The sequence below is a fragment of the Sulfoacidibacillus thermotolerans genome, from assembly GCF_003144315.1.
Classification (GTDB): Bacteria; Bacillota; Bacilli; order Alicyclobacillales; family SLC66; genus Sulfoacidibacillus; species Sulfoacidibacillus thermotolerans.
On sequence record NZ_MPDK01000013.1, the window covers coordinates 13255 to 25712 of the forward strand.

Below are 12458 nucleotides of genomic sequence, written 5' to 3' on the forward strand. Positions count from 1 at the left end.
TCTCCCCTAAGTCGGCGCACTCACGCCCTACTCTGCTTATCCACGCGCCGTATAACGTAATACGCTATCCAAGTGACGCAGCATGCTTTCGGCAGCAAGTTCGCCATTTTGTGTATAGATCGACTGATAGATCGTTTCATGTTCTTGTACTAAATCCCAATCCGTACTGCGTAAAATCTGCGATTGCACCATAGATTGCTGCATAATTGGTGCCATCGTTTGCAACAGCGCATAGAGCACTTGATTTTTTGCAGCTCTAGCAATCGCCAAATGGAACTGCGCATCCGCGCGCACTACTTCTTCTGTGTCTTCATGACGCATCGCTTGCAGAAGCTCTTCTAGTAAAAGCAGATCCTCTGACGTGCGATGTAAAGCGGCTAAACGGCAGGCGCCAACTTCTAAAATACGCCGAACCTCGGTCAATTGTCTCAAATCATCGGCAAGCAACATGACGCCGCTCATCGCTCGTTGAAAAGGATCCATATCGACTTGTGAAACATAGTAGCCCTCTCCGTGACGAACAATAATGAGACCATTTGCCTGCAAGGCAGACAACGCCTCGCGCACAGTAGCTTTACTCACATTCAACTGCTCAGAAATCTGAACCAGTGTTGGAAGCTTGTCTCCTGGCTTATACGTCCCATTGTAGATGAGATTTCGCAGTGACTCAGCAACTTGCTCATATGTTTTTTTGGGTCGTATCTCTTTCAGTTCTTTTAACATCCACAAGCACCTCGACTCATTCGTTGCAAAAACATCGCCGATACCTTCACTACACCTGCACAACACAGAGGCATGATCCCGGCTTTTCACCTCATCCAAATTTATACTTTCCAAAAAACAAAAAACCGCAGCTATCCTGTCGGTCGGTCGATGGTGTGACTTTCTTGCTGTCGCTGCATCTACATAAAGAAGAATGGATCACAAAGGAGAGAAACTTTCACCTTTTCATCCTACAAAACGAGGTCAAAACTTGTCAACGTAGGATCGCAAAGTCTCGTACTAGCTACGAAGACTGGCAATTAAACGATTGGGATGTTCCAATACGCTAAAGGCATCATGAATCGATTGTACAACGAGATCTGCCGCCAACAAAGTCTGCACCGCACATCCCTCATTCCCCATTACAGCAATGCCTAATTGTGCAGTTTGTAGCATCGCCGCATCATTTCTACCATTGCCTATCGCTACGACGCGCTTTGGATCAAACTGCAGCAAATAATCCGCCTTTTCCTTTGTATGGTCTACAGATGTCAAACGATGAATATGAACAGGTAAATCTGCGCACATCTTCGCTACAGATCCAAACGTATCCGCCGTTACAATGTAGATAGCAAATGTGGTCGACAGTTTTAAAATCGAGTGTTCAACTCCAGGGAGTAACTTTCCATCGCAAGCGATGGTTCCATTGTAATCCAATAAAAGTACATCGAGTCGCCATACTTCTCGTCCAGGAATGTTTACCTCAAGCATGTTTTTCCCTCCAAACCCTCTCGAACAGTTACATCTAGTGGAAATTAAGTGTATCATAGGCGCAATTCCTTGTGAGTCCCTCTCCTCGAATCGTACATCTATTGTCACAAGAGAGACATGGATTCGCCATAGCTCACTCAAGGTCTACCCCTACGAGAGATTTAAAACAACTGACAAATTTATTTGCTATTTATGCTATTATATTTGCGCCGATCCATGTAAGACGTATTGCGTCTCGAGGTGACTTCTATGCTCATCAACCACATCCGTTCCTTCCGTTCAAAGTTTGGATTTTCTCAAGCGGATTTAGCCGAGCAAGCTGGCGTGACACGCCAAGCCATCAGCAGTATTGAAAGCAACCAAGTGGTTCCTAGCACAGCGATTGCCCTGCGTCTCGCACGCATCTTTGGCGTCTCTGTCGAAGAATTATTTGAGGAAACCACAAACAAGTTAGAAGTAATCGCCACCGTGGATAACTCAGAAAATGAATGGCGCCCAGGAGACCGTGTCATCGTCACAAAGATTGGAAAGACGCGCACTGCACATCTCGCAACCGTCTTGCAAGGCCAGCGCCTTCAATCCCACCCCGCTTCCGGAGTAATCCGAGAGCGTTTAGACACACGCCATGTACGCGTTGAACTGATCCCTGTGCAGTCGTCTGCACAGTCAATCGTACTTGCGGGCTGCGACATTGCTCTTGGCCTACTTGCCGAGTACGTCGAGTGCCAACATCAAGGAACACAAGCCGTGTGGTATAACGCAGATAATCGACAAGCTCTGCACAAGCTTACTCAAGGATTCGCTCACGTTGCTGCCCTCCATTTTCCGAGTGGATCCCCTGTACAATCTGCGCTTACAGACTTTTCTTTTGCTCACCGCCGCATTCGGTTTGCCAGCTGGCGAATCGGTTGGGTCGTAGCTGCGGGCAATCCTCATGGCTTTCGCGATGTGCAAGATCTCACCCACAAACGTTTGCGACTGGTCAATCGCCCTAAAGGCGCAGGTGTTCGCACAACACTTGATCGCTTACTGACCACACACGGGATCGCAGGATCTACTCTCCCTGGTTACCGTTATGAGGTAGCAGGTCATTTACAAGTTGTCGACGCGATCACTTCTGGCGCAGCCGATGTAGGGATCGCCATGGAGAGTGCAGCAACACTTGCGAAACTTGACTTTCTCCCAATCCATGAAGAGGTCTGCGATTTGCTCATCCCAGACGTTGCAGTGGATGCAAATGTCGAACGAACACTCTCACTTCTCTATTCCGATCCTTTTCGTTGGGATCTCAGTCGCTTTGGACCTTATGACATCTGCCAAACGGGCATGATGATCGAAACTGGAAACTCTACGTGTTAAATAAAGGAGAATTGATATTCATGAAACGTAACAAATCCATGACAAAAACCATCACTCACACCTTTTCAGCTTTTGTACTGTCGCTTGTTCTCACGGGATGTGGATCACAAACTGCGGCACCTCAGTCCGCATCAAACCCTACAAATAGCAGGCAAACCAACCCCTTAGGAACCGCAAACGTCGCATACGCTGGGTCTTTGCAACTAGTCAATGACACAAAAGTCGGTCCTGCATTTACTCGTTTTACTGGCATCGCATATGAAGGACGAGGCGGTGGTTCCTTTGGCATCGCTCACCTCATTACAAGTGGACAAATTACACCGAATGTCTTCGAAAGCGTAGGCACAGCGCCTATTCGCTTACTGCAACCACACTTTACTTCTTATGCGATTGGCTTTGCCAGTTCCCCTCTTGTCATTGCCTATTCACCAGTAAGTCCTTTTGCAAAGACACTCAACGCGATCGCGACAGGACAACAGCCGCTCACTCGTTTATTCTCACTCATGGAGAATAAAAATTTCCACTTGGGACGCACGAATCCCAATACCGATCCGCAAGGACAAGCATTCGTCATGATGATGCAATTGGCTGAGAAATATGAGCATCTGCCCGCAGGAACAGCGCACAAAGTTCTCGGCAGTCTCGAGAATCCAACACAAATCTTCTCTGAAGAATCCATTTTGTCTCGCCTGCAGGCAGGTCAATTAGACGCATCCAGTGCCTTTTTATCCGAAGCTATACAGCGTCATCTCCCTTACATCACACTCCCAGCCACCATTAATTTTGGCGATCCGTCAGATCAGGCAATCTATGCAACTGCACATCTGCAGTTAAGCAATGGCAAAACCATCACAGGAGCACCACTTGAAATCTATGTGACTCCCGTTCGCAACACTCCATATCCAAAAGCTGGTCTCGCCTTTATGACTTATTTATTATCGAAACAAGGGTTAGCTCTCTATCAACAAAACGGGTACCAACTCACAAAGCCCATGATCTACGGCAATAAAAATGCAATTCCACCATCACTTATGCACGAACTTTCTTTGCAATAACTTCTCCCAAACCGTGTGCTTTACAACAGCAGTATAATAATAAGTAGTTAGGGTGAGAGCTGTGGAAACGCAGCTCTCACATCGCTTACAGAATAACCTACGGAGGATTCATATATGGAAGCAATCCAACGCGAAGCGATTCAGACTGTCCTTGACAAGTGGCAGGGTCAACCCCTTTACTTGCACTTGGAAACGACCAATGGCGCCTATGCCGCCCTGCGCTCTGAGTCTCCGATGGCTGTGTGCGCGTACATTCGAAACGGGAAGATACGTTATGAACGGGGAACCATCGCTGGCACAGGGCCATATCGCATTGGCCTTAAAATGGAAGATGGGTGGGTCTATGCGGAGGGCTTGACGGATTGGGAGATGGACTCGCAAGGTCGTCTGCTTGTCGCAGGCCATGACAGTGAAGGGAGATTGGCAATTGCCTTTGAATTGAGCGAAACTCCTTTTCCTATGTAACTGATTGCGATTTATACACGGATACCATGGAGGGCAGTTCAATCTTGCAATCTCTTGCCTTCAGATCTTTACTTCAGAAAGGAAGACGCAGATGGAACACGTGTTAGCTGTCTTCCCGCATCCGGATGATGAAACGTTCGGAAAGGCGGGAACGATCGCTCTTTATACAAAAGCGGGAATCCCTGTTACACTGATTTGTGGCACGTTAGGACAGTTGGGAAGAAATATGGGGAAACCTTTTTTTGCGACTCGCGAAACGCTTCCAACGATTCGCGAGAAGGAACTCCGCGACGCCTGCGCAATCTTAGGAATCAAAGACTTGCGACTACTGGGATTGCGTGATAAAACCGTGGAGTTTGAAGATCCAGAAGCACTCGCCGACCGCATTGAAACCGTACTGCGTGAACTCTCCCCTTCAGTTGTCATGACCTACTACCCTGAGCATGGCGTTCATCCTGACCACGATGGACTTTCTCGAGCAACCGTACACGCGGTCAAACGTCTGCCACAAGCACAGCGACCTGTGATATACGGTTCTGCCGTGACCAAGAATGCTGTTGAAGCACTGGGCTCTCCAGATATCGTAAATGACGTCTCCGAAGTTTTAGAGATTAAGCTCGCCGCGATGCGTGCTCATCGTTCACAGTCAGAAGCCATGATGGAGAAAATCGAAAGAGACTTACAGGATCCTAAGAAGAAAGAAAAAGTTGAACAGACCTTAAAAATGGAGCGATTTTGGATCTATCGCACTTGACCGCTTTACGGCGCATGTGGTAAATCTTCTTGCGATCAACGGACGCTTCGGATCTCATCTCACATACAGTCCGAAGCGCCCGCTGACATTTTCCGCGACGATTGTCACATGACTGTCGGCCATGTAATTCTGCGTGGATCGTAAAAGTATGCTGGAGAAAAGGCCATGATCGATAAAATCACGAGTAAAAGCAATGGACCGATCCAAGGGATAAAAAATAAGATCAACACCCACCGACTCATGCCAAACACATGAAAAAAGCGGGCAGCCCAAATGAGCAAGAAAATCACATTGGCAATCGGCACAAATACCCATAAAACATTCCATGCACTTTTTCGTATCGTCCATAGTAAAGGAAATAACGACAAGAAAGGAATGTACGCGAACCACGCAAGATCCACACGCGCCTTGCGATATAAGATATAATTTACAGTCCCTGCATAGAGATAGAGTAGCCAATACACACCACTTGGAACTACCGAATGGTAATACATATGAGTAATATTCATTTGGCAGAGCACCCCCGTTCTTTCCACTGTGCACATCCTATGCTTAAAACACGCCAACTCTTCTGTTATATGCGAAGCGCTGCCGCGAGTGTCTCGCCAACTTTTGCGCGAATGATCAAATCCGCCTTGTCATCAATATACGTCTCCTCTAGATTAATCACCACAAGATGATGATGCCCTTTAATTAAGTACTGTGGCAAACTCGCAACGGGATCCACTGTAAGTGACGTTCCCAAAACAAGAAGCAATTCTGAACGCAAAACACCATAAAAGGCCTCTTCAAATCCTTTGACCATCTGTCCAAAGAGAACGACGTCTGGTTCGAGAACTGCGTTACATGGCTGTCCGTCTGCCTCGCGAAAAGAACAACGCGGCACCTCTTGCTCGAGTAGATAATCTGCATCGTAGCGGCCATGACCGCGTGGACATTCCGCATAGTAGATACTGCCATGCAATTCATGCACATCTGTACTCCCTGCAGCTTGATGCAAACCATCCACATTTTGAGTAAAAATCTGAACTTGTTTTCCCATTTGTTCGAGTTGTGCCAAAGCAAGATGCCCGGCATTCGGCTTTGCGTGTCGATACTCTTCATTCATGAACACGCGCTTAAATTCCCGCCAAAAGTTATCAGGATGCGCATGCAGATACCTCTCCGTCATCATAGATACAACGCGAGGATCTTGCCACAACCCCTGTTCCGAGCGAAAATCAGGGATCCCCGATTCTGTGCTCATTCCTGCACCTGACAACACCGCGATTCGCTGATTACGCGAAAAGAGTCCACGAAGCTGTTGGATCACATCTGGCATGCATTTTTCTCCTTCATTTACGTGTCCGCAGTTGCCCTAGTTATCACCTATCGCGCAGGAACTGCCTGTACCCCGATCTCAAACTCCACCGCAAAAGCTTTTTCCTCACTCAGTTCAATCCGGCGACATGTCACTTGCGCAACTTCTGGCGCCGCTTCAATCAACACGGAGAACCTCATCAACATGCTCATGAGTCCACGCGCACTGCCTGACTGCAATTGCCAAGGATTCAGGACAGCCTCGACCATTTCTCTGGCATCGAGATCTGTCAGTGGCATAATGCGTGTCACAGATTTAATTTGCCATACTTCGTCACTTGTCGCACCAAAATCATGGAATGCATGCAAAGTAATTAACGGGCCAAACAGCGCATCTACTTTAATCTCTAACCAAAGGGTACGCGCATCAGGCTGTTTTGCAGGCGCAGTCACGATTCCTAGTAAGGACAGCAACTGCAAAGCCTGCTCAGGAGGCAAAAAAGACAACTCCTCACGCAAGTTACGCCGGATAAACGCGCGTACCTGATCCGTGTCAATTGCCTCAAAAACCGGCAAAACGCCAGGTTCTGTTCGGCAAAATTCCGCATAAATTGTAACTTTCGCAAGTGCGCGTACTGCGTGTTCTGGAAACGGATAGACGGGAATTCGCATGGATCCTGCACAGATATAGTGGACAAAGTCATTGCCTGGCGTCAAAAAGTTCGCAACTATCGGCTTTAGTTCATTCGTTTGCCCCAGTTGTTCATATTCTTGGCGTACTTCTTGCACCGCTTCAGCAATTGCTTTAATGACACCTTCTTGATCCGTAGCACTCACGGGTGTGAAGATCACCATTACGGCATCGACACTAGGATCGCGCAATACTTGCGGCAACACTTCGCGATAACTTTCTGCCAAAGCTTCAAAACCCAAATTGATTACAGGGCTTACAAATTCGAGACCTTCCCGCAGAATCGTATCCACAGTAAGCACCGCTCCACCCGCAGTATTGGTTACCACTGCCACCCGCCTGCCACGCGGCAGTGGTGCATAGCTAAGTAAAGCGGCCGCATCAAACAGTTCAAGCAGCGTATTGACACGAATGATCCCTGCTTGGCGAAAGAGGGCATCAACCGCCGCATCGGGTGCAGCCAGCGTACTTTGCCTTGTTTTTGACAAGGAAAACGCGCTTGCCGTACGAGCGCTTTTCACCACAATAATCGGTTTCTTGCGCGCAATACGTCGCGTAATACGCCAGAACTTGCGCGGGTTGCCAAAGGATTCGAGATATAGCACAATGATTTTACTGTCTGGATCATCTTCCCAATACTGCAAGAGGTCATTGCCTGAAACGTCAACGCGATTGCCAAGACTTACAAAGCTAGATACCCCAACGCCGATGCGGTTGGCATACTCAAGGACAGCGATGCCAAGTGCCCCCGAGTGACTCGCAATGGCAAGGCTTCCCCCGACTGGGAGAATAGGAGAGAAACTCGCATTCATGTGAATCGCTTCTGTTAAATTTAACACGCCTAAACTGCTAGGGCCAATCATTCTTCGCCCAGCTCCCCGAATCTTGCGCGCAATTTCTTGTTCGAGTGCTGCCCCTTCCGGACCGCGATCGGAAAAACCGGACGCCACAATGATAATCGCCCGTACCTCTGCACTCAAGCAGTCGTCCACAACCGCACTTACTTGTGCTGCAGGAACTGCAATCATTGCTAGATCAATCGTCTCAGGCACAGATAAGACGCTTTTGTAAGCGCGCACGGCAGAAACCGACGACGCCGTTTGGTGAATCGGATAGACCGTTCCTGTATAATCACTTTGCAAAATATTTTTCAGTAAAATATGTCCGAGATGTGTTGGATCTTTTGACGCACCGACCACCGCGATACTGCTTGGTTCAAAGAATGGCTTTAGAGAGGCAACTGTCGCACGCTTTTCACGCATCTCACGCAACCTGCGAAATTTTTCTGTGTGCGACAGCGATAGATAGAGGTGCACCGTATCAGATTCGATTTTGCTGACAAGTTCATAGCCACTTGCGCGAAACACACTTAACATCGGTGTATTATCGCGCAGCACATAGGCTTCAAAACGCACAATTCCGTGGTTCCAAGCCGTCTCTGCCAGATACTCGAGCAATAATGTGCCAATCCCTTTTTGTTGGATCTTATCGTCAACAAGAAAGGCGACTTCAGCAGTCTCGCCTGAACCTAAACGCACATAATTGCCAATGGCAATCAACTCATCCCCAGCCATGCAAAGCAGGCCAAGCGCATTAGGCCCGCCATCGCCAATCATTGCGGTGATGAGATCCTCGCGCACTTCTTTGACCACATGCATAAATCGAAAATAAAGACTTTCTGCGGAGACACGCGCTGCGAGATCGCGAATCAATGCCCGATCATGCGCGTCATCCTTAGCTACGCGCAGTTCTGCAACACGCCCATCACGAAGTATTATTTGCTGCATGTGAAATCCCCCCGACACTTGACACCTAACTTCAAGTATGAATGATTTTTCAGGTAAAATGCAAACATTTCCTTCAAAACTACGGTAAAATGAAACTCGATGAATGATGCATCTAGAGAGGCGGAACGTAAATATGGAATCTTTTGTCCCCAGTCAGACGATCTACGAAGCCACCCTTGCCATACTGGCACAACGCAATGTATCGATTCGCTCCATCGCTGAAATTACAAAACACTTACAAGACCCTTACATCCCAAATTTAACAATCGAAATGTGCGAAGAGAGTATCCAACATGTTTTGAGTAAAAGGGAAGTACAAAATGCCATCCTCACGGGTGCCGAACTTGATATGTTGGCAGAAAAGAAATTGTTATCCGAACCCATTCAATCCATTATCGAATCCGATGAGAGCCTATATGGCGTTGACGAAATTCTTGCCCTCTCGATTTTGAATATCTACGGCAGTATCGGATACACCAATTATGGTTACATCGATAAAATCAAATATGGTGTACTCGCTGAATTAAACAATCACTCCTCTAAGCACGTCCATACCTTCATGGATGATTTAGTAGGTGCAGTTGCAGCCGCAGCCGCAAGTCGCTTGGCTCATCGCCATCGCACACAATTGGAGGAAGCTGCTTCACTCGCAAATCCCCCTACGCCATAGCCACAACCCGCATAGATTTTTTCATCCAGCAGCACGAAATGTGCGATTGGCGATGGACATGCGCCAAAACTCTTCGTCCCTTGTCTCCATACCATAGAGTGTCTTCACTTTATTCCAAGAGTGAGCACCTATGAGAGGAGACACAGTGATGAGTAGCTGCCATTGTCGCACACCACTTGCTGATCATCCAGTCGTAAATGCCTCAAACACCACCTATGGCTGGAGTTCAGAAAACTGGTCTGGTTATGCCATAAGTACAAATACACAGGGAATTTACACAAGCATCTCTGCAACTTGGTGTGTACCTCAAGTGACACCGCAAAACAGTAGCACCCCCCAAATCACAGATTTTTGGACATGGTTGGCTGACTTCCTTGGTTTCCGCAATACATGCAGTTCATCCAACACCTATTCAGCAACATGGATCGGCATTGATGGATTTACCAATCATCAACTCATTCAGGTAGGTACCGCGCAAAACAATGTCAACGGACAACCACAATATTTCGCCTGGTGGGAAGTTCTCCCTGCCCCCGAAGTGCCACTAGACACTACCCAATATCCAGTTGTTGCAGGTGATCAGATCGAAGCGAAAATTGCAAAACAAGCAAATGGCTCTTGGACAATCACACTCAACAACCAGACACAAAGGTGGTCGTTCGAGCAAAAAGAAATTGACTACTTAGGCCCACAAACTTCAGTTGAATGGATCGAAGAAGCGCCTACTTTAAACGGAGAACTCACGACTTTGGCGGATTATGGAATGGTAACCTTCCATTCTCTTCTTGTAAACGATCAAAATCCTCACCTCACTCCATCTGAAGCTGGAGTATTGATCCAAAGTGGACAATGGGTTTCTACTCCTTCAACACCCAGCACACGAGGGGACGCTTTCTCTGTCCATTATGGAGACACGCCTCCAAGCCCCCCTGAAAATCCTAAAAATATGTAATCGTAAGCAATGGGGCGTGAAAAACAGTGCAATACGCCCCACATGACATCTAATCGAAACTTCGCTACAATATACATAGTAAAATGACACAAAAAAATTAAATCCGCGTCACAGTTTCTGCAGAGAGGATGCACATGCCTTATGATACGAAAGTGGGCCTTGCTCCTGTTCTTTTTTTTCAGTATGAGCAGCATCACTGGGTGCGCACCAAAAATCGCGAGTCCACAGCAACAAGATACTACGATGAGTGCTCGCCAAGGAGCAGCCACGCTACTTGTTACATTGTCGCCCTCTCACTTGCTGGCTCTACATCCGATTTCTATCCGTGTACTCCTGCATTCGAACACGGATACAGCATCTCTTCTAAGCTCTGTTCAAATTAAAGAAAGCATGCCTGACATGAGCATGCCTGTACCCATTGTTCGGTTAACACAACGAGAGTCAGGAGTATTTACCGGAACACTCGTGTTTGTCATGGCAGGTCCATGGACGCTCACGATCACAGGTATGACGACAACCGGCCAGTTCTCCCAGCCATTTCACGTTCAAGTACAGTCTTAGAAACAGTGCGTCCAACACTGAAATCGATTTGAGGAATGTTGACTTATGGAGCAACGTATGACCCATCATCTCACAAGTAAAAGGAAGCATTTGCGCCAGTTGCTGTCATTTGCGATTTTTTTTGCTGTTGTTTCTTATCCTGTTAAGCACATCATTGAAGTAAATGTCGCGAATCATCTCAGCACTTGGCAGGCTGTTGCGTACCTCATGATCACGATCGCAGGCATGTTATTGGGATTTTCCTTACAAGAACGACTCCAGCGATTTGCTGACGAGTTTAGTAGAGCACTGTTGCAAAACTTCTCAGAAGAACGCCGAATCGCATACTTGCGACATACAGCCATCATCATTTTATTTCTTAGCTTACTCACGAGTCTACTCTGGACAAATGCTGCACTCAATCAATTTGTAGACCTTCATCGCGGTCTCTATGTGGAAGCAAATCTGCTCGTTTATCTCATGGGCTTTGTGATTGCACTAGCCTGGATCTTGTTGTTAGGACGCTTTGCGCTCTATGGTTTACTGTTTAGCTCAACACTTACTTTCATGATGATCGCGAATCTTCTTGCCCGTCATAGTCTGTAAAGTAGACTTTGCATGGATCGACTTATCTTATAGATTGACCTTTGAGGAGCGAAGAACGTTTGAATAGTGTGGCGCTCTTGATGACTGCATTTAGTGTTGGCCTACTGCAAGGATTTGTCCACTGCGCAGGAATGTGTGGCCCATTTGTCCTTGCGTACAGTCTTGCTCTCGGTGGTGACAGTGGAGCCAGATCACCAGTGTCCTTGCGAATGATTCTGCTCAAGGCACATTTGCCACATAATCTTGGTCGTATTCTCTCCTTCACCATTCTTGGCGCCCTGTTTGGAGCGATCGGATCGTTTGTCAATGTCGCCTCCAAAACAACAGGAATCCAAGCGACGGCAGCTTTTGTCGGAGGTACCCTCATGGTACTATGGGCTCTTGATGAATGGCGAACAGGACACGGCGCCAGTTTTTTAGAGCGATACTCACTATTGCGAAATAAAGGTATACAGGAAAATCTGCGCAAATGGATGAATCGCCGCGATCCTCTTGGCGCGTTTTTTGCTGGCATGTTACTAGGACTGCATCCTTGTGGCTTACTTTTTGCCATGCTCATTTCAGCAGCAGCAGCTGGTTCCGCGTTGAAGGGAGGTCTCTTGCTGTTCGCTTTTGGCATTGGCACGATTCCTTCTTTACTGGCAGTTGCCACGGCTGGATTTTACGGTCGAAAACGACTTCAGGGCCGTCTTTTTTCAAATCTCGCAGCAACTCTTATTGCACTAAGTGGAATTTTGTTCATCTTACGGGGAATGGTGATCAATAATTGGATACCGAGCGTCAACCCATGGTTATTTTGACTTGTCA

At 47.3% G+C, this 12458-nt stretch carries 14 protein-coding genes; 9 read left to right on the plus strand and 5 right to left on the minus strand.

Features of this window, described 5'->3' with window-relative positions; genetic code table 11:
- Positions 1–36: 36 nt before the first annotated feature.
- Both BM613_RS08705 and BM613_RS08710 read right to left on the minus strand, forming a co-directional pair.
- Positions 37–723 carry a FadR/GntR family transcriptional regulator gene (locus BM613_RS08705; protein WP_109430789.1) on the minus strand — a complete coding sequence of 229 codons (687 nt, stop codon included), beginning with the start codon at positions 721–723 and terminating at the stop codon, positions 37–39.
- A gap of 279 nt (positions 724–1002) precedes the next feature.
- Complete coding sequence (locus BM613_RS08710) at positions 1003–1473, minus strand: HAD family hydrolase (protein WP_109430790.1); 471 nt, start codon at positions 1471–1473, stop codon at positions 1003–1005.
- 249 nt (positions 1474–1722) lie between these two features.
- On the opposite strand from BM613_RS08710, the gene BM613_RS08715 reads away from it, so the two are divergent.
- The 4 genes from BM613_RS08715 (at position 1723) to bshB2 (ending at position 5106) form a co-directional block, all read left to right on the plus strand.
- Complete coding sequence (locus BM613_RS08715) at positions 1723–2832, plus strand: substrate-binding domain-containing protein (protein WP_109430791.1); 1110 nt, start codon at positions 1723–1725, stop codon at positions 2830–2832.
- Positions 2833–2852: 20 nt separating this feature from the next.
- A complete protein-coding gene (locus tag BM613_RS08720; RefSeq protein WP_109430792.1) occupies positions 2853–3887 on the plus strand; it encodes an extracellular solute-binding protein in 1035 nt (344 codons plus the stop codon).
- A gap of 114 nt (positions 3888–4001) precedes the next feature.
- The gene (locus tag BM613_RS08725) at positions 4002–4352 is read left to right on the plus strand and encodes a YojF family protein (RefSeq protein ID WP_109430793.1); all 351 of its coding nucleotides are present in this window, start codon (positions 4002–4004) and stop codon (positions 4350–4352) included.
- A 91-nt stretch (positions 4353–4443) separates the two neighbouring features.
- A complete protein-coding gene (gene bshB2, locus BM613_RS08730; protein WP_109430794.1) occupies positions 4444–5106 on the plus strand; it encodes a bacillithiol biosynthesis deacetylase BshB2 in 663 nt (220 codons plus the stop codon).
- Positions 5107–5210: 104 nt separating this feature from the next.
- Here bshB2 and BM613_RS08735 read toward each other — a convergent pair whose 3' ends face one another.
- From BM613_RS08735 to BM613_RS08745, 3 genes are all read right to left on the minus strand, one after another.
- A complete protein-coding gene (locus BM613_RS08735) occupies positions 5211–5615 on the minus strand; it encodes a DUF5684 domain-containing protein (protein ID WP_109430795.1) in 405 nt (134 codons plus the stop codon).
- A 65-nt stretch (positions 5616–5680) separates the two neighbouring features.
- On the minus strand, positions 5681–6427 hold the full coding sequence (locus BM613_RS08740) for an NAD-dependent protein deacylase (RefSeq protein ID WP_109430796.1): 747 nt from the start codon (positions 6425–6427) through the stop codon (positions 5681–5683).
- A gap of 47 nt (positions 6428–6474) precedes the next feature.
- Positions 6475–8883 (minus strand): GNAT family N-acetyltransferase, encoded by a 2409-nt coding sequence (locus tag BM613_RS08745; RefSeq protein ID WP_109430797.1) that lies wholly within the window; start codon positions 8881–8883, stop codon positions 6475–6477.
- Between the two features lie 133 nt (positions 8884–9016).
- On the opposite strand from BM613_RS08745, the gene BM613_RS08750 reads away from it, so the two are divergent.
- The 5 genes from BM613_RS08750 (at position 9017) to BM613_RS08770 (ending at position 12451) form a co-directional block, all read left to right on the plus strand.
- Positions 9017–9553 carry a phosphatidylglycerophosphatase A family protein gene (locus tag BM613_RS08750; RefSeq protein ID WP_109430798.1) on the plus strand — a complete coding sequence of 179 codons (537 nt, stop codon included), beginning with the start codon at positions 9017–9019 and terminating at the stop codon, positions 9551–9553.
- Between the two features lie 148 nt (positions 9554–9701).
- A complete protein-coding gene (locus tag BM613_RS08755) occupies positions 9702–10505 on the plus strand; it encodes a G1 family glutamic endopeptidase (protein ID WP_181362995.1) in 804 nt (267 codons plus the stop codon).
- 183 nt (positions 10506–10688) lie between these two features.
- Positions 10689–11066 carry a hypothetical protein gene (locus BM613_RS08760; RefSeq protein WP_181362996.1) on the plus strand — a complete coding sequence of 126 codons (378 nt, stop codon included), beginning with the start codon at positions 10689–10691 and terminating at the stop codon, positions 11064–11066.
- A 45-nt stretch (positions 11067–11111) separates the two neighbouring features.
- Positions 11112–11651, plus strand: coding sequence for a hypothetical protein (locus BM613_RS08765; protein ID WP_109430801.1), 540 nt, complete (start codon positions 11112–11114; stop codon positions 11649–11651).
- Between the two features lie 68 nt (positions 11652–11719).
- Positions 11720–12451, plus strand: coding sequence for a sulfite exporter TauE/SafE family protein (locus BM613_RS08770; protein ID WP_245926321.1), 732 nt, complete (start codon positions 11720–11722; stop codon positions 12449–12451).
- The last annotated feature ends 7 nt before the right edge of the window (positions 12452–12458 follow it).